The sequence below is a fragment of the Stappia indica genome (assembly GCF_020177335.1).
Classification (GTDB): domain Bacteria; phylum Pseudomonadota; class Alphaproteobacteria; order Rhizobiales; family Stappiaceae; genus Stappia; species Stappia indica_B.
Genome location: NZ_JAIVMG010000011.1, coordinates 119,959 through 139,612, shown reverse-complemented (window position 1 = coordinate 139,612; position 19,654 = coordinate 119,959). Strand labels below are relative to the sequence as shown.

Sequence of the window (19,654 nt, the reverse complement as noted above, 5' to 3'; positions counted from 1 at the left end):
GACCGGCGCAAATCAGGCTTCTTTTGTCTCCGTCCCGGATGCAAGCGCATCCTCCGCCATATTTCTTACCCGATCCAGCCTCACTTTGCCGAGGGCATTTCTCGGCAACTCCTCAACGAAAACAACCGACTTGGGATGCTTGTAGCGGGCAAGACGGCCGTTGAACCCCTCCAGCACCGCCTGCGCGTCCCGTTCCTGCGGTGCGCGGGCGACCACCACCGCCACGGGACATTCGCCCCATTGCGGGTCCTTGACCCCAACCACCGCCGCCTCGGCCACCTGGGAAAGCTCGCCCAGCACCCGTTCCAGTTCGGCGGGGTAGATGTTCTCGCCGCCGGAAATGATCACGTTCTTCAGCCGGTCGCGAAACCAGAACACACCCCGCGCGTCGATGCTCCCGAGATCGCCGGTGCGAAACCACCCGCCGGCGCGAAAACTCTCCGTCCGTGCCTCCGGCCGGTTCCAGTAGCCTTGGGTGATATTGGTGCCGCGCAGCTCGATCTCGCCGATCTCGCCGACCCCCAGCGGCTCCCCGTCCCGGGTGATCCGCGCCTCGGTGTGCAGACCCGGTCGGCCAATGGCGCCGAATTCCTCCGCCGCATCCTGCACCCGTTGGTAGATCGCCACCGGACCGGTCTCGGTCGAGCCGTAGATCTGGATCACCGGCACGCCGCGTTCGCAAAAGGCCTGCATCAGATGCCGGGGCACATCGGAGGAGCCGGTGGCGATTGCCCGCAAGGACGACAGATCCGCATCACTCCAGCGCGGATGAGCAATCAGCGCCGAGAGGGTCGCCGGTACCAGCACGGTGAGGTCGGGCCGCTCGCCGGCGATCGCCTCCAGACAGCTCTCGGGATGAAAGCGTTCGTGCAGCAGCACCGTCGCCCCGGCATAGAGCGCCGGCGTGGTCTGGATGTTGAGCCCGCCCACATGAAACATCGGCAGCACGGTCAGAACCAGATCGCGGCTGGTCATGTCGTGCATGTGCAGGGCGTTCAGCGCATTGGCGGTCAACGCCCGCTGGGTCAGCACCGCCCCCTTCGGCCGGCCGGTGGTGCCGGAGGTGTAGACGATCAGCAGCGGATCCTCCGCCCCGCCTTCGCCCTCACCCGCCGACAGCGCGGCGGTGCCGGCCAAGAATGCGGCAAGCCCGCCGGAGCGCGCATCGCTCATCTGGACCCGAGGCGCCGCGCCGAGCACCGCCATCTCCGCCACCGTTGCGGCAAACGCCGGCTGATGCACCAAGAGCGCCGCGCCGCTGTCGCGAACCGCGTGAGCCAGTTCCGGCGGGGCCAGGCGCCAGTTGAGCGGCACCAGGATCGCACCGAGGCGCGCGGCAGCGAACAGAAGCACCAGCATGTCCGGCGCGTTGGTGCCGAGAAACGCCACCCGGTCGCCCCGGCCGATGCCATGGGCGCGGGCCAGCCAGTGCGCGGCCCCGCCGATGGCCGCGGCGAATTGCGCATAGGTCAGATCGCCAGCCTCGAACCGGATCGCCGCCTTGTCCGGCGTGAACCGCGCATGGGCCTCGATCCAGCTGTCGATCGACGTCACGTGTCGTCTTCCCCCGGCAGGTAGAGGCTTTCCCGGCCGATCCGGTCGAGACAGATCTCCGCCGTCCAGGGCAGCATCAGCGCGCCGCAGCGGCTGTCGCGGTAAAGCCGTTCCAGCGGCAAGGTCTTCAGCATCGACTGGCCGCCGCAGGTGCGAATGGCAAGCTGGCAGATCTCGTTGGCGTTCTCCATCACCGTGTAATGGGCGGCCCAGGCACGCAGCATCTGTTCGCGGGAGGGATCGGGCCCGGCCTCGGTGATCGCCTGAAACCACAGCGCCTTGGTCTGCTCCAGCATCAGATGCATCTGGGCAACGCCCATCTGCTTGGTCGGGAACATCCGCCGCTTGACCGGCGGCAGGCCCGGCCATTCACCGCGCAGATACTTGACGGTGAAATCGAACGCCGCCTGGGCAATGCCCATATAGGTCGGCGACAGGGTCATGAACATGTGCGGCCAGCGGCTCGCCGCCTGGTAATAGACGCCGCGCGGCATCAATTGCTCATCCTCGGAGACGAACACGTCCTTGAAAAGCAGCGTGCGCGAGACCGTGCCGCGCATGCCCAGCGGGTCCCAGTCGCCGACGACCTCCACCCCCTCGGCCCGGGCCGGCACGGCGATATACATGGTGTCCCGACGCGAGGGGCGCTCCCCCTCCTTCATCTCACCGCAGAGGACACCATAATAGTCGGCGTGTCCGGAGAGCGAGGCGAAGATCTTCTTGCCGTTGATCAGCCAGCCGCCATCAACCTTCCGGGCGCTGGTGGAAAACGGCACCGCGCCGGCCGCCGCCGCGCCGCCCTCGGAAAACGGCTGGGAGTAGATCGCCCCGTCCTTCAGAATGCGCGCGTAGTGAACCGCCCGCCGCTCCATATGCTTGGCGCGCTGCTCCGCTGTCATGTCGAGATCGTCGGTGAGGGCGCCGGTCCACAGGCAGGAACACACATGCATGTTCCAGGTCAGGGCGGTGGAGCCGCAGTAGCGGCCGATTTCCGCCGCCGTCATCATGTAGGTGCGAAACGGCGCCCCATGCCCGCCGTTTTCCTTCGGCACGCAGGCGCCGAGCAGACCGGCCTCATGCATGTCCCGGTAGTTCTCGGTGGGAAAACGGGCATCGCGGTCGAACTCGGCCGCGCGCGGGGCGAACCGGGCCTTGCCGGTGCGCCGGGCCAGCGCCGTCAACTCTCGCTCCTGATCGGTCAGGCGAAACGCATCCGGATCGAAAATCGGGGCGTCCAGGTCGAACGTGTCTGGGTCGGCGGCGTTCATGATCGGCTCTCCTCCTCCGGCAGGGACGCTAGAAACCCCCGCAAATGATCGGTAAAGACCTCCGGGCATTCCAGCGAGGCGAGATGACCGATGCCGGGCAGCACCACAAGGCGCGCGCCGGCGATCCGTTCGGCCATCTTGCGCATGGTCGGCTCCGGCGCGTTGCGATCCTCCTCCCCGGCGATCAGCAACGTGGGAACGCAGATCCGGGGGAGATCCGCCCGCCGGTCGAATGTGGCAAGGCAGCGGATCGCCGCGCGGAAGGTGTCGTCCGGCACCCGGCTCATGGCGGCGATGGCCGCCGGAACCGCATCCGGGTGCGCCGCCGACCCGACAAGGCCCGGAACGAACTGCCCGGCGAGCTCCGCCATGGTCCGGCCCGCATCGAGCGGCGCCAGCCGGTCGGCAACGAATTTCTTCTGAAACGCCCCGTCGCGGCTGCCGAAGGCGGAGGTGGTGGCCGACAGCACCAGCGCCCGCACCCGCTGCGGATGGCGGGCGGTGAACTCCTGCGCCACCATTCCGCCGATGGAATGGCCGACGATCACCGCCCGGTCCAGCCCAAGCTCATCGAAAAGCGCCAGCAGCCCGTCCGACAGGCTCTCGAAGCTCATCGGCCCGGCGAGCCTGGTGCCGCCGTAGCCCGGCAGGTTCCAGCCGATCACGTCGTGACCGGAGGCAAGACCGGCGAGCTGCGGCGCGAACATCTCCGCGCCCGCACCGATGCCATGCAACAGGACGACCGGCGCGCCGCAGTGCCCGGGCCGCACGACCCCGGCCACCCTCACCGCAAATCCTCCACCAGGCTGCCCTCCTCGACCACCGGCACCCCGTCGAGCGCGATGGTGCAGCCGCGCACCGGAATGTCGAAATGGCCCTTGGTGTAGCGGCCGGCGAATTCATTGGCGCCGGTGGAAAACAGGAAATTACCGGCAAACGCCCGCACCTCGGTGCCGTTGGTCTCGCGCTGGTCGTACATGGCAAGCGCCTCGTAGCGGGCGCCCTCGTTCATGCCGAAGCCCACATGCGACACCGCATAGGCGTCCTTGTCCTTCCAGGCGGCGAAATAGCGCCGGGTCAACTCCGCATCCGTGCCTTCGCCATCAATCGCGGTGACATAGTCATCAACGATGGTGAGCGTCACCGGCCGCTCCAGATAGCGCTTGAAGGTGAGATTGACGTCGCCCGCATCGAGCACCAGCGTGCCATTGACCTTGCCGGCGGCGGGGAAACTGACCACCAGCCCGGCCGGCCAATGGGCGACACTGCCCGGCCGGTCGCACCAGCCCCAGACACCGACGGTGCTGGCGCCGTCCATGTCGATTGTCAGATCGGTACCGGCGGGAGAGCTGACCCGCATCCGCGCCGCGCCCTTGCACAGGCCAATCGCCTTTTTCACCCGCTCCTTGTCGCGCACGGCCGGCACCAGCCGCTCCAGCGCCTCCGGATGCTCGTTGGAGATCATCAAGAGCCGCGCGCCCTGGGCGATGACCCGGGGCAATTCCGGTGCGTGCAGCAACCCGTCGACGGTCAGGTCGACCACCATGGCGCAGGCCGCCAGCCCGGCAATCGCCGCATCCTGTCCGGTGAGCGCCGACGAGGCGCCGGTGGAGCGCACCGGCACCGGCGCGTCCTGGCGCGGGGTCGGCACCACCACGTGAAACACCTTCGCTCCGAGCCGCTGCAACGCCAGTTCGGCGAGATGCACATTGAGATGCCGCGACTGGGTTTCCGACAGGATCGCCACCGTTTCGGTCTCGGTGACCTTGCACAGGCGAAACACCGCCGCGAAGGCATCGATCCACTTGCCCTCAATCCGGTCTGCCAGCATCCACCCCTCCCAATGTTACGCAGAACCCCCATTCCACGCAGGATGCAAAAAGAATTTTGCGGATCGTAGCAATATCATTATTATATGAAAAGGAATATTTTGAACTCTGAACGAACTCGAGGATCCGGATGGCGATGTCGACCGACCACCGCAGCCTGCGCAACGCATTGGGCCGTTTCGTCACCGGGGTGACGATCGTCACCACTGTCGACGCTTCTGGTCGGCCGGTGGGGTTGACCGCCAATTCCTTCAACTCGGTCTCGCTCGATCCGCCGATGGTGCTGTGGAGCCTTGCCCGCACCTCACGCAATATGGCCACCTTCGAAGGGGCCGGCCACTACGCGATCAACATTCTCGCCTCCGACCAGACCGGCCTGTCGAACCGCTTCGCCCGTCCGGAGCAGGACCGCTTCGAAAGGGTCGACTGGCAGATGGGCGCCTGCGGCGTGCCGGTGCTGGCCGGCGTCACCGCCGTGTTCGAATGCCGCAACAGCACCCGGGTGGACGGAGGCGACCACGTGGTGTTTCTCGGGCAGGTCGAGGCCTTCGACCACGCCGATCGCGAACCGCTGATCTATCATGGCGGCCGCTATGCAACACCGCATTACGGTATTTCCAGTTCATGAGCACCCAGCACCGGTTCGTCGACGGCTATCTGCTCTACCTGCTGGCCCGCGCTTCCAGCGTTGCCAGTGCCGAGTTTCACGACCAGGTCCGCGCCAGCGGGGTCTCCGTCGCCGTCTGGCGGGTGCTCGCCTCCCTGAAGGGAACCGACGGGCTGACCATCGGCGAGCTTGCCAGCCGTTGCCTTGCCAACCAGCCGGCGATCAGCAAGACCGTCGACAAGCTGGTCGGCCAACAGCTCCTCACCCGCACCACCGACCCGGACGACCGGCGCCGGGCCTGGGTTGCGCTCACTCCGCAAGGAGAAGCCCGGGTGGATGAGCTGATTGCGCGCGCCCAGGAACACCAGGACCGGTTGATCGCGGCCATCGGCATCGAGGAAATCGACACCCTGCGCACGGCCCTGACCCGGCTGATCGACCGCGCCCCGGCCAAGAAGTAGTTTTTCGTGACTATTCAATTGCCTGAACGGATTTCTCTCCGCTCGCCCCTCCGCGACTCTTGGTCCTCTTGCCACCACCGTATTACCCGAATGTCGCGGTTCGCCCGCCCCTGACTTGCCTGTATTGTCGAGATCATGGTGATGACCTTGCGGCATTTGCACGGTCCATTGCCGGCCGGTCGAGCGGAGCGGATCCATCAATCGGCACGTGTGGAAAAGGGCGGTGACGCATGGCGAGAGGAGCGCCGATTGCGTCGGGCGGATCGGGACCTGCGGAAGGCGGCGGCAGCGCTCCCTCCGGCCCAGTCGCCGCAAACCATGCAGATGCCCTTTCCCCCGCGCGAACGGAAAGAACAAAGTGGAGGAAATTGCATGAGCAGCGAAAGTGACTCCGGCCAAGCCTATTGGAAGGCCAATGTACGCCTGATCCGGAACTGCCTGATCGTCTGGGCGTTTGTCTCGTTTGGCCTGGGCATCCTGTTCCGGCCCCTCCTGACCTCGATCAAGATTGGCGGCAGCGATCTCGGATTCTGGTTTGCCCAGCAGGGATCGATCTACGTCTTCCTGTTCCTGATCTTCTTCTATGCCTGGCGCATGAACGCCATGGACAAGAAGTACGGCGTCGAAGAGTAGACCGGGAGGAAATTCGATGGATCTCAAGACACTTACATATATCGTCGTCGGCGCGTCCTTCGCGCTGTACATCGGCATCGCCATCTGGGCACGTGCCGGATCGACGAGCGAATTCTATGCCGCCGGCCGCGGCGTTCACCCGGTCACCAACGGCATGGCCACCGCGGCGGACTGGATGTCGGCCGCCTCCTTCATCTCCATGGCCGGCATCATCGCCTTCAACGGCTATGGCGCCTCGCTCTACCTGATGGGCTGGACCGGCGGCTATGTGCTGCTGGCGATGCTGCTTGCGCCCTATCTGCGCAAGTTCGGCAAATACACCGTGCCGGAATTCATCGGCGACCGCTTCTACTCGCAGACCGCCCGTATCGTCGCGGTGATCTGCCTGATCGTCGCCTCGATCACCTATGTGATCGGCCAGATGAAGGGCGTCGGCGTTGCCTTCTCGCGCTTCCTTGAGGTGGATGCCTCCACCGGTCTCCTGATCGGCACCGGCATCGTCTTCATCTACGCCGTGCTTGGCGGCATGAAGGGCATCACCTACACCCAGGTGGCGCAGTATTGCGTGCTGATCCTCGCCTACACCGTTCCGGCGATCTTCATCTCGCTGGCCCTGACCGGCAATGCCCTGCCGCAGATCGGCCTGTTCTCCGATCACGTGGGCAGCGGCCAGCCGCTTCTCGCCACGCTTGACCAGGTGGTGACCGATCTGGGGTTCAATGAGTACACAGCCCAAAGCGGCGATCCACTCAGTGTCCTCAACATGACCCTCTTCACCCTGTCGCTGATGATCGGCACCGCCGGGCTGCCGCATGTGATCATCCGCTTCTTCACGGTGCCGAAGGTAGCCGATGCACGCTGGTCGGCCGGCTGGGCGCTCGTTTTCATCGCCCTGCTCTACACCACCGCTCCGGGCGTCGGTGCGATGGCGCGGCTCAACCTGATGAACACCATCCAGACCGGCGAGATCGGCGCTCCGGATGGCAACCTTGCCTATGACGAGCGCCCGCGCTGGTTCAAGAGCTGGGAGACCACCGGTCTTCTCAAGTTCGAGGACAAGAACGGCGACGGCCGGATTCAGTACTACAACGACAAGAACGAGGCCTTTAACGCCAAGGCGGCCGAGTTCGGCTGGAAGGGCAACGAAATGGTGACCGTCGACCGGGACATCATGGTGCTTGCCAATCCGGAAATCGCCAACCTGCCCAACTGGGTGATCGCCCTGGTGGCGGCCGGCGGCCTTGCCGCGGCGCTGTCCACTGCGGCCGGCCTGCTGATGGCCATTTCCTCGGCCGTGTCGCACGATCTGATCAAGAGCATCTACAATCCGAACATTTCGGAAAAGGGAGAGCTTCTGGCAGCCCGTCTGTCCATGGCCGTGGCGATCGTGATTGCCGCCTATCTCGGGCTCAACCCGCCGGGCTTCGCGGCACAGGTGGTGGCACTGGCCTTCGGTATCGCCGCCGCGTCCCTGTTCCCGGTGCTGATGCTGGGCATCTTCTCCAAGCGGATGAACTCCAGGGGGGCGATCGCCGGCATGCTGTCGGGCCTGATCATCACCGTGGTCTACATCTTCATCTACAAGGGCTGGTTCTTCATTCCGGGAACCAATATGCTGCCCAACAATGCATCCAACTGGCTGCTCGGCATCTCGCCGGAGGCCTTCGGTGCGGTTGGCGCGATCATCAACTTCGCCGTTGCCTATTTCGTCTCCAATGCGTCGGAAGCCCCGCCGCGGGAGATCCAGGAACTGGTGGAGAGCATTCGCGTGCCCTCCGGAGCCGGGGCCGCCGTCGACCATTAAGGCCGTCGGTCACCGTGACAAGCCTGAACCCCGCCCATGGGCGGGGTTCGCCCCTCCCGGACCGGCCCGCCCGATCCGCTTTCCGGCGAAAGGCGCATTCATGACCGCAGACCCGGCCGCGCTGCACAGCTTCATTTCCCGCCATCACCCATTCGACCTTCTGCCCGCCTCAGCGCTGGACACCCTCTCCGGCCTGCTCGATCCGCAGAGCTATCCGGCGGACGCCGAGATCCTCGGCATCGACGCTCCGCTGGACGCGCTGCACATCGTTCTTGACGGTGTGGTCGACCTTTATTCTCCCGAAGGGCGATTGATTTCCCGCTCCATGCCCGGCGAGATCTTCGCCGCCCGCAGCCTCTTGCGCAACGGCCGGTCCGCCCATCGGGCGGTTGCGGAAAGCGACACCACCATCCTGCGCCTTCCGGTCACCGTGTTTCGCCAGTTGCTGGAGCGACACCCCTCCTTCGGAGCCTATTTCGACCGGCTGCGCAACACGCCCCAGCGCCAGCCCGCCGCGAACCCCGACAACGGCGCCGCCCTGGGGCTCGCCGAGATCCGCGATGTGATGACCCCCGCGCCGGTGATCCTGCCGGCAAGCACCAGCGCCAGGGCCGCGGCGGAAGTGATGCGCGACCGGGGCATCTCCTGTGTGCTGGTCGGTACCAAGAACCACCTCGACGGCATCCTGACCACCAGCGACCTCACAACCCGAGTGCTTGCCGAGGGCCGCGATCCGCAGCTACCGATCGGCGAAGTGATCACCCCCAACGCCCTGTCCCTGGCCCCGGGGGCCTTGCTGTTCGAAGCGCTGCTGGCGATGAGCTCGCACGGCATCGGCCATCTGCCGGTCGTCGATGACGGCCGGCCCGTCGGCATCCTGACCCGCACCAACCTCATCCAGCGTCAGTCCCTGTCGGCGGTGGCGATCATTTCCGACATCGGCGGTCTGACCGAGATCGCCGACCTTGCCGCCGTCGTTGGCACGGTCCCGCGCCTGCTTGCCAAGCTCGTCGGCCTCGGCGTCGAGGCGCATCGGATCGGCCAGCTGATCACCAGTGTCACCGATGCGCTGACCCGCCGGCTGATCCAGCTGGCCGAGGCCGATCTCGGCCCGCCGCCGGTGCCCTATCTCTGGCTTGCCTGCGGCTCGCAGGGACGCAGCGAGCAGACCGGCGTATCCGATCAGGACAATTGCCTGATCCTCGACGACGCCTTCGTTCCCGAAGAGCATGACGCATGGTTTGCCGGTTTTGCCCGCTCCGTCAGCGACGGGCTCGACGCCTGCGGCTACTATTATTGCCCCGGCGACATGATGGCGACCAATCCGCGCTGGCGGCAGCCGGTGTCGGTCTGGAAGGGCTATTTCGACGGCTGGATCGCCCGCCCCGATCCCATGGCGCAGATGCTGGCCAGCGTCATGTTCGATCTGCGGCCGATCCATGGCGAGGAAAGCCTTTTTGCCGGCATGCACCGCGCCACCCTGGACAAGGCCCGGCGCAACTCGATCTTTCGCGCCCACATGACCGCCAATTCCCTGAAGCACACCCCGCCGCTCAGTCTGTTCCGGGGTTTTGCCCTGATCCGCTCGGGCGAGCACAAGCACACCGTCGATCTGAAACACTCCGGCGTCGTGCCGATCGTCGACCTTGCCCGGCTTTATGCGTTGCAGGCGGGTCTGGAACCGGTCAACACCCGCGACCGGCTGATCGCGGCGCGCGACACCCCCGTGCTCAGCCCCTCCGGCGGCAGCGATCTTCTCGACGCCTATGACCTGATCTGCAACATCCGCCTTGCCCATCAGGCGCGGCAAGTGCGCGCCGGCCAGAAACCGGATAACTTCATGGCTCCGAACAGCCTGTCGGAGCTGGAGCGCAACCATCTCCGGGATGCATTCGGCGTGATCAAGACCATGCAGTCGGCCATCAGCTACGGTCACGCCGCGCTGAGCTGACCGCACGGCCCCCAAGCCCCGCACTGCATCCCGACACCGGCGAACAACCACGAAAGACGGCACACAGCATGATTTTTACCCTGATCGGCACCTTTGTCCTCGGTATCGCCGTTGCCGGCACATTCATCATCATCAATCGCACCACCGGCCGGCGGATGCCGGGCTGGATCGCCCCCTTCGCCGCCGCCATCGCCATGATCACCTTCACCATCTGGTCGGAATACACCTGGTTCAGCCGCACCGCGCAGGAGCTGCCCGACAGCTTCACGGTGACCCAGACCTACGAGACCTCGAACCTGCTGCAGCCCTGGACCTATCTGGTGCCGCGCATCAACCGCTTCGCCGCTGTCGATCTCGGCAGCGTCCAGACCAATGCCAAGGCCGCCCGCTATCGCCAGGTAAACCTGCATCTGTTCACCCGGCTGATGCCCCCGCGCGAGCTGCGACAGGTTTACGATTGCGAGGGTCAGCGGCGCATCGACCTGATGCCGAATGAGACCGTCGACCCGGTCAGCCTGCCCGAGAACGCCTGGGAGCCGGTGGCCGGCGATCCGGCCACCGCCGCCGTCTGTGGGGGTGCCTGAGCACCAGCGGGCGAAACACCGCTCTTTTCTGAGGCGCCCTACGCCGCATGGACATCGGGCCGGGCGATTGCCGCCAGAAACTGGAAACAAGCGAGAACGGCCGCTCACCGGGACGATCTCTCGCCCTCAATGACGCCGAGACGGCGGCATGAGCCGCCGGTGAGACGCCCATGGGTAGGTCTGACGGTAACGGGCTGTTCTGAAAGGATTTTCAGGGGAAGTGGTGCCGGTGAACGGACTCGAACCGCCGACCCCATCATTACGAATGACGTGCTCTACCAACTGAGCTACACCGGCGCACCAAACCGGGGCATCAAGGCCCCGTATGTTTCCCTCATCATTCAAAATCATCGCCCGCAAACCAGATTGGTCCCGCACGCGAAGAACGACCGAGGTGGCCGCTTGATAGCGGACCGGGCGGCCCGGCGCAAGAGGGTTTTGCGCCAGACCTCACCGGTTTTCACCCGCCGCCGAAAAGGCACCCGGGCCCCGGGCCGCCCGTCAGTTGAAGAAGCGGAACCCCGGCTTGCGCGGCGCCTCGTCATCCTCGTCCCCCTCGGGCCCGGGATCGTCCGGCATGTGCTTCAGCGGAAACTCGATTGGCCGCGAGGCGTCGCCGCCGGCAATCACATCGGCGACCGAGCCCGGCCCCTTCGCCGGCGCTGCCTTGCCCGTCCCGGACTCCGGCGCGGGCTTCGCCGCGTCCCCTACCCTCGCCGCGCCATCGCCGGTCGCCGCCTTCTTCTCCGGCGCGGGCTCCATGCGCTGCGGCGCCTCGGTCTTCGCAGGCGAAGCATCGCCCGCCGTGGGCTTGGCCTCGGCGGGTTTCGCCGCCTCCGCCTCAGGCTTTTCTGCCTTTGCAGCGGCGCGCTCGGGCTGCGGTGCGGACGTCACGGCAGGCACTTCCGCATCACCGGAGGTCGCGTCTTCCGCCTCCGTTGGCGTCGACGGCAGGATCACCAGCGCATCATCTTCTGCCCCACGGACCGGCTCGGGCAGTGCTTCCAGGAGCGCGTCGTCAATCGCCTCCAGCGCGTCACCGTGATGGTCGAGCGTTGCCGGCGGCGTGGTCCATTCGAACGCATCGAGCCGCCCATCCACCGGCGACACCGGCGCCCAGGTCTCGCTCACGGCGCCCTCCGTGACCCACATGGGATCCGCCGGCGCCCGCACCGCCCGGGCCAGCCATTCGCGCACCCGGCCGCGATCGCCGTGTTCCTTTTCCTCCAGGTCGGCCATCATCAGGAAGGCCCGCTGGGTCGGCGCATTGCGCAGCGCGCCCTTGAGCTGGGTCCGGGCCAGGGCGAAATCGCCCGCCTCGATTGCCGCCCGGGCCAGCGCCAACGTCCCTTCCGTGCTATGCGCCCGCAGCGCCGCCAGCGCCTTGACCCGCTTCAGCCGGTCCTGCGCCGAATCGCCGGTGCGCGCATGGGCATAGGCCTCGGCCAGCTCCGGATGCGGCGTCACCTTCCAGGCCGCCTCGACCACCTTCAGCGCCTTGCGGATATCGCCGCGCCGGGTGGCCAGCCGCGCCGCCAGAACGGCCGCCGGAACCAGCCCCGGAGCGAGGCCCGCCGCCTCGTTGGCCAGCGCCCGCGCGCCATCCGGATCCCGGTCTTCCTGCTCCAGCGCATGGGCAGTGAGCAGCACCGCCTTGTGCCGGCGGAAGGTCTTCTTGTCGATCAGCTTGGCCGCGTAGTTCTTTTCCAGCGTCTTGATCGCATCGGCCCAGTCGCCGGCCACCGCCTGGTAGCCAAGCACCGCGCGCCCGGCCCAGTCGAGACCGGGCACCAGCGCTGCCGCCTCTTCCGCGTAGTGCCGCGCCGCCACCGGCTCGTCGAGCCGCTCCGCCTCCACGTAAAGCCCGTGCAGGCCGACCGGACGCAGTGCCGGATCCTCCAGCATCTTCTCGAACCGAGCCCGCGCCTCGTCATGACGACCGGCGAGCTGTGCGGTCTGCGCCAGCAGCAAGGCGCTGGCCGGATCGCCCTTCAAGAGCTTGGCCGCTTCGCCGCCATGGCGAGTCGCGGCCGCCGCATCACCAACACCCAGCGCCAGCATGCCCTTCGACAAGGCGGCATAGCCGCGGTCCTTGCGCCGGCGGCGCCAGAACCGACCGAGAAGATCGGGCGAGCGCAGGATGACCAGCACCACGTTCCAGGCGATGATCGCCAGCGCCACGAACGCCACCAGCGCCACCGCCGCGGTCATCAGACCGGTTTCGATCCGGTAGCCCTGCCAGTCCAGGGTCAACATGCCGGGGCGGTCCGCCACCCAGGCGAGACCAAGCGCCGCGGCAAACACCAGGGCAATGAAAATCAGTACACGTATCATGGCCTTGTTCTCCCCCTGAGGTCACCGACCGCCCGGCACGCGCCGTGTCCCGGGTGATCCGGCGCACACCGGACATATCTTGGGCACGGCAGCAACGCCTGCCTTTCGCATTCCCTTAGCCTCCGGATCCAGACAGGGAGGACAGCACCTCCCCGGTCACCTGATCCACCAGCCGGTCGGCGGCAAGCCGCGCCCGCGCCGCCGCAGCCCAGTCGGCACCAGCCGCCCGAACGTTTTCCGGCAGGCTGTCATAGGCTTCCAGCGCCCCGGTCAGATCGCCCCGGGCGACCCGCGCCTCCATGCGGCCCAGCGCGCCCTGCGGCGTTGCCGCATCGCTCTCGCCCGGCTGCCGGATGGACACCAGCGAGCGGGCGTTGGACAGGAAGCTGTCGACGAAATCGCCCTCCGCCGGCTGGTCGAGCCGCGCCGTCATCGCCCGCGCCACCGCCGGGAACTCGCTAAGCAGCGCCTGCCGGGTCGCAACACCGGTTTTGGCCACCGCGCGCAGGGCGCCGAGGTCGGTGTCCTTCGGCAGGGCCGAGGCGACGGCGGCAAGCTCGGTCTCGAAGGGCTTGCCCTGATCGAGGGTCGCCTTCAGCGTCGACACGGCGATGGCGCGGGCGGCGGTTTCCCGCGCGCCGATGCCGCCAAGCTGCTCTTCCAGCGGCGTGAACCGGCCCTCCAACGTGGCAAGCCGTTCGCTGATCGCCTCACGCGCCGCGCCCGCCTGATCACCCAAAGTGGTGACACGGGCGACAAGACTGGCCATCTCGCCGGCCCGTTCTTCCAGCTTGGTGCCGAGCGTGGCGGTCTTCTCGCCAAGTTCCGTCACCGTCTGCGTCAGTCCGGCGAGCGCGCCGCCGGTCTGGTCGAGGCGCGCGCTCAGCGGCTCGACGCTGGTTGCCAGCGCCCCGATCCGCTCGCCCTGTTCGCCAAGGCTCTTGCTCACCGCGCCAAGGGTCTTGTCCATTGCCGCCTGGCTTTCCTGCAGGCTGGCCAGCGCGGCGGTCTCGCCGGCGCCGCCGGAGGAGACGAAGCGGCGCAATTCGCCAAGGCCCGCCTCGACGTCGGCCACCCGCGCGGCAACCTCCTGCGCACCGGCGCCTTCCGCCGCCTTCAGCGCGGTTTCAAGCGCGGCAACCCGGCTCGTCAGCGCGGTCAGCGCCGCGCCGGTGTCCCCGCCCTTGGCCAGCTCCGCAAGCCGATCCTCAAGCCCGGCAACACGGCTTTGCGTGGCCGCGACCTCCGCCTGCATCTCCTGTCCGGCCGGGCCGGATGGCAGCGGCAGATATCCGCCCCGCTGCAGCCCGTAGGCACCGCCAAGCGCCACCGCGCCGCCGGCAAGCGCGGCAATCAGAAGCCCGCCGATCCCACTGCCGAATTGCCGTGCCGCCGGCTCTGCCGTGACCGGCTCCTTTGCCGGCGCAGCACCTGAGGATGCCGGTTTTGCGGCGGCGGATGCGCTCTTGTCGTCCTTCGGCGTTTCGGTTCGCGCCGTACCCGCATCCCCTGGGGGCGAGGAGGTCGTGCCGGAGGCAGCGGCGCCAGAAGCGGAAGGACCAGAGGCCGGTTTCGCAGTAGCACCGCTGGCACTGGCCGCCGAAGCGGTCGCGGCGGATTGCCCGGCGGTCGCAGCCGGTTTCGCCGAAGCGGCCTGTGCCGAGGCCTGAGCGCCCGTCGGTTTTGCCGCTGCCGGCTTGTCGCTCGCCGGCTTTTCCGAAGCGGCTTTGCCGGAGGTCGTCTGACTGGCTGCCGCCTGACTGGGGGCCTTTGGACTGGGGGCCTCGGACGCAGGCTTGCCCTGATCCGGCGTTTTGCTTTGGGCGGAAACCGATCCGCCGCGCGCGGCACCGGCAGCCGTCGCGGAGCCGGAAGCGGTCTTGGGCGTCGCGCCACCCTTCACTTCCCTCGCCTCCAGGTCGATCGTGACAGGTTTGCGGCCCGAAGCCGAGGCAGCCCCGGGCTTTTCCTTGCCGCTCGCGCCCTTGGAATCCGGCTTCTTGCTGTCAGCAGCCATCGACTGTCTCTCCCTTCCCGGGCGCTCAGCGCCCGCTGTCCATCCTCGCCCGCCCCGGCCCTGCCTTCAGGATCGCCGGTTTCGCAGCGCAAAACAAACCCTGCTTAACATGCAGCGTCAAAAAGCGCGATCAACGCCGCCTCGCTCGGGTTTTCGGCAACCGCCAATGTGCCGAATGGCCGCAGCGGGTCCCCCGCATTCTCCGACAACGCGTAGACCCGCAAGGGCGGAGGCGGCCGGTCGAGGCGCCCCAGCACATCCGCCAGCGCCTGCCCGCCCCGCCGCGAATACACCAGCAGATGCCGCAGCGCACCCGATGTGAGCGCCGCCCGCACCATGGCAGGCGGGTCGCCGGCCCGTTCCATGGCATAGACCTCACGCATGCCGCAGCCGATACCCGACTGCGCCAACGCGCCGCACAGATCGCCCGAGCGATGCCGCCCGGCAAGATAGAGCACCGGCCGTGCCGGTCGCCCCTCGACAATCGTTTCGGCCAGCGTGTCCATGGTACCACCGGCAACCGTTACCCGCGAACAGCCGGCGGCACGGGCCGCCGCGCCGCAGGCCGGACCGACCGCGAACACTGGCAAGGCAGCCAGCCGTGGCCAGATGGGATGCGCCTCCATGGCGGTGATCGCCCGCGCACTGGTCACCGCCAGCGCCCCGAGCCCCTCAGGCTCCGGCCAGTCGTCCACATCCAGATCGACCGGCTTGAACAGCGGCGCGACGACAGGCTCGTGGCCATGACGGCGCAACAACTCCGCCGTCCGCGAGGCGGCAGGTTCCGGACGGGTGACGAGCACGCGCGTCACCGGGTCAGACCTTGAAGAAATTCGGTCCGCCGCGCCGTTTCAGCTCCGCGCCCGCATCCTGGCCAAGGGCCGCCGCCTGCGCCGCCGGCCCCTCGCGCTCGGTCTCATGCGCCTCGCGCCCGTCCGGCGACAGGATCAGCCCGCGAAACGACAGGGTGTCGCCCTCAAGCCGCGCCAGCCCGCCGATCGGCGTGCGGCAGGAGCCATCCAGCTCGAACAGGAACGCCCGCTCGGCGGCAAGGCAGATTTCCGTCTCCCGGTGATGGATCGGCGCCAGAAACGCCCGCACTGCCTGATCGTCGCCCCGCGCCTCGATGCAGATCGCCCCCTGTCCGACCGCCGGCAGGAACTCCGAGGTCTCGATCACCGAGGTGATCACGTGGGCCATGCCAAGCCGGCGCAATCCGGCATTGGCCAGCAGGGTGGCATCAACCACGCCCTCGGCCAGCTTTTCCAGCCGCCGCTGCACGTTGCCGCGATACATTACCACTTCGATATCCGGCCTGAGGCGCTTGATCATCGCCTGACGGCGCAGGCTCGACGAACCGACCACCGCCCCTTGCGGCAGATCCTGCAGCCGCGCCGCCTTGGGCGAGATGAAGGCGTCGCGCACATCCTCACGCGGCAGGAAGGCGACCAGCTCCAGCCCATCGGGCAGCACCGTGGGCATGTCCTTGGAGGAATGGACGGCGATGTCGATCTCGCCCGCCAGCATGGCGTTTTCCAGCTCCTTGGTGAACAGCCCCTTGCCGCCGGCCTCCGACAGCGGCCGGTCGAGAATGCGGTCGCCGGAGGTCTTGATGACGACGATCTCGAACGCCTCTTCGCTCAAGCCATGGGCGGCCATCAGCCGGGCGCGGGTTTCATGCGCCTGAGCCAGCGCCAGCGCGCTGCCGCGCGTGCCGATTCGAAGGATGCGGCCGGCGGGCCAGGCCTGGTCGCCTGCGTCCGGCTGCCCGGATTGTTGCGTGTGCCCGGATTGTTTTGTTTGCAAGGAGATCGTTCCTGGTGTTAGGCGGTGATGTCCGGTAGGCGGAGTGGAATGATAAGCCCTGACCTGTCGTCGGCCGATGCGGCCGGCATGATATCCCGATCGAGCGCCCCGGCGCCACTGACCGTGCTCGGCATCGAGACGAGCTGCGATGAAACCGCGGCCGCCGTGGTGCGTCTTGACGCCGACGGCCGCGCCCATGTGTTGTCCAACATCATACGCTCGCAGGCAAGTGAACATGCGGCATTTGGTGGCGTCGTGCCGGAAATCGCCGCCCGCGCCCATATCAGCCTGCTGGACCGGATCGTCCAGAGCGCCATGAGCGAGGCCGGCACCGGCTGGGACGACCTCGACGCCATCGCCGCCACCGCCGGCCCCGGGCTGATCGGCGGCGTGATCGTCGGCCTGATGACCGCCAAGGCGGTGGCCATGGCCGCCGGCAAGCCGCTGGTGGCGGTGAACCATCTGGAGGGCCATGCCCTCACCGCCCGGCTGACCGAGGATCTGGCGTTCCCCTATCTGTTGCTGCTGGTTTCCGGCGGGCACACCCAGTTTCTGCTGGTGGAAGGGGTCGGCACCTACCGCCGCCTCGGCTCGACCATCGATGATGCGGTGGGCGAGGCCTTCGACAAGACCGCCAAGCTGCTGGGCCTTGCCTATCCGGGCGGACCGGCGGTGGAACAGGCCGCCGGCAACTCGGCCGATCCGACCCGCTTTGCCCTGCCCCGGCCGATGCTCGACCGGCCCGGGATCGACATGTCCTTTGCCGGCTTGAAAACCGCCGTGCGCACCGCCGCTCATGCGGCCGCGCCGCTGTCCCCGGCCGATGTCGCCGACCTGTGCGCCGCCTTCCAGAGCGCGGTTGCCGATGTCATCGGCGAGAAGAGCCGACGGGCGCTGGCGCTGTTTTCCGAGGCGTACCCCGGCACCCCGCCCGTGCTGGTGGTCGCCGGCGGCGTTGCCGCCAATGGTGCGATCCGCCAGCGCCTGTCGCAGATGGTCGGTGAGGCCGGCGCCCGGCTTGCCGCCCCGCCGGCGCGGCTGTGCACCGACAACGCGGCGATGATCGCCTGGGCCGGGATCGAACGGCTGCGCGACGCTGCCGCCCGGGGCGAGAGCATCGACGACCGCGCCGTGCCGCCACGCCCGCGCTGGCCGCTCGACGCCAATGCCGCCGCCCTCCTGGGCTCCGGCCGCAAGGGAGCGAAAGCCTGATGGATGCCCGCTTCCTTGAAGGTGTCGTCGTCACCGCCATGCCGGAGCGGATCGACCGGATCAAGCACAAGGCCTATGTCTACCTGACCGTGGGCCGGGATCTTCTGGTCTTCCGCCAGCCGGACCAGCCCTATGTCGGGCTCCAGGTCCCCGGCGGCACCGTCGATCCGGGCGAAAGCCACCTGCAGGCGGCCTTGCGCGAGTTTTCCGAGGAAACCGGCCTTGGTCTGCCGCACGCGCTGGAGCCCATCGCCGAGCAGACCGTGCTGTTTGACAACGACCAGGGGCGGGATGTGCATCTACGCCGGCTCTATCATGCCCGCGCGCCGCAAAAGCCGCATCACTCCTGGGAGCATTTCGAGATGAGCCCCTCCGCCGGCGGCGACCCGATCCGCTTCGAACTGTTCTGGCTGGACATCGCCGAGGCCGCCGCCTCGCTCCCCACCCGGTTCTTCACCGGCTTTCATGCCCCGTTGCCGACGCTGTGGGACCGGCTCGGAGCCGGCGCATGAGCGAGATCCGGCGGATTGCCGTTCTGGGCGGCGGCGCCTGGGGAACGGCGCTTGCCCTCGTCGCCGCCCGCGCCGGCCGCGACACCGTGCTGTGGGCACGCGATCCGGCCACCGTTGCCGCGCTCAACGCGCGCGGCGAGAACCCGGCCTATCTGCCCGGCCTGACCTTGACCCCGCGCCTTCCCGCCACCTCCGATCTTGCCGAAGCCGTCAGCGGCGCCGATGCGGTGCTCTTGGTCACCCCGGCGCAGACCACCCGGACGATGGCCGCGGCTCTTTCCCCGCTGCTCGCCCCGGCAACCCCGGTGGTGCTCTGCGCCAAGGGCATCGAACGCGACAGCGGCCTCCTGCTGACCGACGTGCTTGCCGAAACGCTCAAAGCGGCCCGCCCGGCGATCCTCTCCGGGCCGAGTTTTGCCACCGACGTTGCCGCCGGCCTACCGACTGCGGTTACCGTCGCCGCCGCCGATGGCGCCCTCGCCGACGCCCTGTCCCAGGCCCTCGCCAGCCCGCAGTTCCGCCCCTACGCGGCCACCGACATTGTCGGGGTGCAGATCGGCGGGGCGCTGAAGAATGTCCTGGCCATCGCCTGCGGCGCCGTCGCCGGCAAGAAATGGGGGGCGAGCGCCCTTGCCGCGCTGACCGCGCGCGGCTTTGCCGAGCTGACCCGCCTCGGCCTTGCCCTTGGCGCCCGGCCCGAGACGCTGACCGGCCTTTCCGGCCTCGGCGATCTGGTGCTGACCTGCGCCTCGCCGCAATCGCGCAATTTCGCCTTCGGCATTGCGCTCGGCGAAGGGGCGACGGTCGCCTCGCTGACCGAGAAGGGGCAGAAGCTGGCCGAAGGGGTCTTTTCCGCCCCCGTCGCCGTGGCGCTTGGCCGCAAGACAAGCGTCGACCTGCCGATCTGCGAGGCGGTGGCGTCGGTGCTGGCGGGCGAGCTCGACCTTGACGATGCGCTGACCCGGCTGATGACCCGGCCGCTCCGGCGCGAGACCTGATCGGCCCGTTTCCCCATCTTGAAGACCGCGCCGTTCCGTCTATCCTTCCCGCCAGCGGCGATCGCCGATCCGGCGTCCCAGACA

17 protein-coding genes and 1 tRNA gene are annotated in these 19,654 nt (G+C 67.8%); 9 read left to right on the top strand and 9 right to left on the bottom strand.

Annotated features, from left to right (window positions below):
* Window positions 1-12 precede the first annotated feature (12 nt).
* Genes LC062_RS15635 through LC062_RS15620 form a run of 4 tightly spaced genes read right to left on the bottom strand, consistent with a single transcriptional unit; the run spans window position 13 to window position 4,653 of the window.
* Complete coding sequence (locus tag LC062_RS15635) at window positions 13-1,554, bottom strand: class I adenylate-forming enzyme family protein (RefSeq protein WP_224911960.1); 1,542 nt, start codon at window positions 1,552-1,554, stop codon at window positions 13-15.
* Window positions 1,551-2,822, bottom strand: coding sequence for an acyl-CoA dehydrogenase family protein (locus tag LC062_RS15630; protein WP_224911959.1), 1,272 nt, complete (start codon window positions 2,820-2,822; stop codon window positions 1,551-1,553). The genes LC062_RS15635 and LC062_RS15630 overlap by 4 nt, the downstream gene beginning before the upstream one ends.
* Window positions 2,819-3,610 carry an alpha/beta fold hydrolase gene (locus LC062_RS15625; protein WP_224911958.1) on the bottom strand — a complete coding sequence of 264 codons (792 nt, stop codon included), beginning with the start codon at window positions 3,608-3,610 and terminating at the stop codon, window positions 2,819-2,821. Before LC062_RS15625 ends, LC062_RS15630 begins: the two co-directional genes overlap by 4 nt.
* Window positions 3,607-4,653 carry a M29 family metallopeptidase gene (locus tag LC062_RS15620; protein ID WP_224911957.1) on the bottom strand — a complete coding sequence of 349 codons (1,047 nt, stop codon included), beginning with the start codon at window positions 4,651-4,653 and terminating at the stop codon, window positions 3,607-3,609. Before LC062_RS15620 ends, LC062_RS15625 begins: the two co-directional genes overlap by 4 nt.
* Window positions 4,654-4,787: 134 nt before the next feature.
* Here LC062_RS15620 and LC062_RS15615 point away from each other — a divergent pair, with 134 nt between their 5' ends.
* The 6 genes from LC062_RS15615 to LC062_RS15590 all read left to right on the top strand — a co-directional run bounded on the left by LC062_RS15615 (window position 4,788) and on the right by LC062_RS15590 (window position 10,691).
* Entirely contained in the window at window positions 4,788-5,279 is a 492-nt protein-coding gene (locus LC062_RS15615) for a flavin reductase family protein (RefSeq protein ID WP_224911956.1), read from the top strand.
* A complete protein-coding gene (locus LC062_RS15610) occupies window positions 5,276-5,719 on the top strand; it encodes a MarR family winged helix-turn-helix transcriptional regulator (RefSeq protein WP_224911955.1) in 444 nt (147 codons plus the stop codon). Before LC062_RS15615 ends, LC062_RS15610 begins: the two co-directional genes overlap by 4 nt.
* A 135-nt stretch (window positions 5,720-5,854) precedes the next feature.
* Window positions 5,855-6,352: a DUF4212 domain-containing protein gene (locus LC062_RS21655; protein ID WP_224911954.1), complete on the top strand. Its 498-nt coding sequence runs from the start codon at window positions 5,855-5,857 to the stop codon at window positions 6,350-6,352.
* Between the two features lie 16 nt (window positions 6,353-6,368).
* On the top strand, window positions 6,369-8,156 hold the full coding sequence (locus LC062_RS15600; RefSeq protein ID WP_224911953.1) for a sodium:solute symporter family protein: 1,788 nt from the start codon (window positions 6,369-6,371) through the stop codon (window positions 8,154-8,156).
* Window positions 8,157-8,256: 100 nt separating this feature from the next.
* Window positions 8,257-10,107 carry a DUF294 nucleotidyltransferase-like domain-containing protein gene (locus LC062_RS15595; protein ID WP_224911952.1) on the top strand — a complete coding sequence of 617 codons (1,851 nt, stop codon included), beginning with the start codon at window positions 8,257-8,259 and terminating at the stop codon, window positions 10,105-10,107.
* Between the two features lie 68 nt (window positions 10,108-10,175).
* Complete coding sequence (locus LC062_RS15590; RefSeq protein WP_224911951.1) at window positions 10,176-10,691, top strand: hypothetical protein; 516 nt, start codon at window positions 10,176-10,178, stop codon at window positions 10,689-10,691.
* A 221-nt stretch (window positions 10,692-10,912) separates the two neighbouring features.
* On the opposite strand, the gene LC062_RS15585 is transcribed toward LC062_RS15590, so the two are convergent.
* From LC062_RS15585 to hemC, 5 genes are all read right to left on the bottom strand, one after another.
* A tRNA-Thr gene (locus LC062_RS15585) sits at window positions 10,913-10,988 on the bottom strand.
* Window positions 10,989-11,192: 204 nt separating this feature from the next.
* The gene (locus tag LC062_RS15580) at window positions 11,193-13,025 is read right to left on the bottom strand and encodes a heme biosynthesis protein HemY (protein WP_224911950.1); all 1,833 of its coding nucleotides are present in this window, start codon (window positions 13,023-13,025) and stop codon (window positions 11,193-11,195) included.
* Window positions 13,026-13,140: 115 nt separating this feature from the next.
* Window positions 13,141-15,042: a COG4223 family protein gene (locus tag LC062_RS15575; RefSeq protein WP_224911949.1), complete on the bottom strand. Its 1,902-nt coding sequence runs from the start codon at window positions 15,040-15,042 to the stop codon at window positions 13,141-13,143.
* A 104-nt stretch (window positions 15,043-15,146) separates the two neighbouring features.
* Entirely contained in the window at window positions 15,147-15,854 is a 708-nt protein-coding gene (locus LC062_RS15570) for a uroporphyrinogen-III synthase (RefSeq protein ID WP_224911948.1), read from the bottom strand.
* Window positions 15,855-15,858: 4 nt separating this feature from the next.
* Window positions 15,859-16,848, bottom strand: a complete 990-nt coding sequence (hemC, locus tag LC062_RS15565; RefSeq protein WP_263625718.1) for a hydroxymethylbilane synthase — start codon at window positions 16,846-16,848, stop codon at window positions 15,859-15,861.
* Window positions 16,849-16,935: 87 nt separating this feature from the next.
* Between hemC and tsaD the strand changes: the two genes are divergently transcribed.
* From tsaD to LC062_RS15550, 3 genes are read left to right on the top strand one after another with little or no spacing between them, the layout of a single operon-like run.
* Window positions 16,936-18,060, top strand: a complete 1,125-nt coding sequence (gene tsaD / locus LC062_RS15560) for a tRNA (adenosine(37)-N6)-threonylcarbamoyltransferase complex transferase subunit TsaD (RefSeq protein WP_224911992.1) — start codon at window positions 16,936-16,938, stop codon at window positions 18,058-18,060.
* Window positions 18,060-18,572 (top strand): NUDIX hydrolase, encoded by a 513-nt coding sequence (locus LC062_RS15555; protein ID WP_224911947.1) that lies wholly within the window; start codon window positions 18,060-18,062, stop codon window positions 18,570-18,572. Before tsaD ends, LC062_RS15555 begins: the two co-directional genes overlap by 1 nt.
* On the top strand, window positions 18,569-19,570 hold the full coding sequence (locus LC062_RS15550) for an NAD(P)H-dependent glycerol-3-phosphate dehydrogenase (protein WP_224911946.1): 1,002 nt from the start codon (window positions 18,569-18,571) through the stop codon (window positions 19,568-19,570). The genes LC062_RS15555 and LC062_RS15550 overlap by 4 nt, the downstream gene beginning before the upstream one ends.
* Window positions 19,571-19,654: the final 84 nt, after the last annotated feature.

Coding starts and splice junctions, on each gene's coding strand:
- LC062_RS15630 (WP_224911959.1), bottom strand. CDS start 2,822: ATGAACGCCGCCGACCCAGACACGTTCGACCTGGACGCCCCGATTTTC.
- LC062_RS15620 (WP_224911957.1), bottom strand. CDS start 4,653: ATGCTGGCAGACCGGATTGAGGGCAAGTGGATCGATGCCTTCGCGGCG.
- LC062_RS15615 (WP_224911956.1), top strand. CDS start 4,788: ATGTCGACCGACCACCGCAGCCTGCGCAACGCATTGGGCCGTTTCGTC.
- LC062_RS15610 (WP_224911955.1), top strand. CDS start 5,276: ATGAGCACCCAGCACCGGTTCGTCGACGGCTATCTGCTCTACCTGCTG.
- LC062_RS21655 (WP_224911954.1), top strand. CDS start 5,855: ATGGTGATGACCTTGCGGCATTTGCACGGTCCATTGCCGGCCGGTCGA.
- LC062_RS15600 (WP_224911953.1), top strand. CDS start 6,369: ATGGATCTCAAGACACTTACATATATCGTCGTCGGCGCGTCCTTCGCG.
- LC062_RS15595 (WP_224911952.1), top strand. CDS start 8,257: ATGACCGCAGACCCGGCCGCGCTGCACAGCTTCATTTCCCGCCATCAC.
- LC062_RS15590 (WP_224911951.1), top strand. CDS start 10,176: ATGATTTTTACCCTGATCGGCACCTTTGTCCTCGGTATCGCCGTTGCC.
- LC062_RS15580 (WP_224911950.1), bottom strand. CDS start 13,025: ATGATACGTGTACTGATTTTCATTGCCCTGGTGTTTGCCGCGGCGCTT.
- LC062_RS15575 (WP_224911949.1), bottom strand. CDS start 15,042: ATGGCTGCTGACAGCAAGAAGCCGGATTCCAAGGGCGCGAGCGGCAAG.
- tsaD (WP_224911992.1), top strand. CDS start 16,936: ATGATATCCCGATCGAGCGCCCCGGCGCCACTGACCGTGCTCGGCATC.
- LC062_RS15555 (WP_224911947.1), top strand. CDS start 18,060: ATGGATGCCCGCTTCCTTGAAGGTGTCGTCGTCACCGCCATGCCGGAG.
- LC062_RS15550 (WP_224911946.1), top strand. CDS start 18,569: ATGAGCGAGATCCGGCGGATTGCCGTTCTGGGCGGCGGCGCCTGGGGA.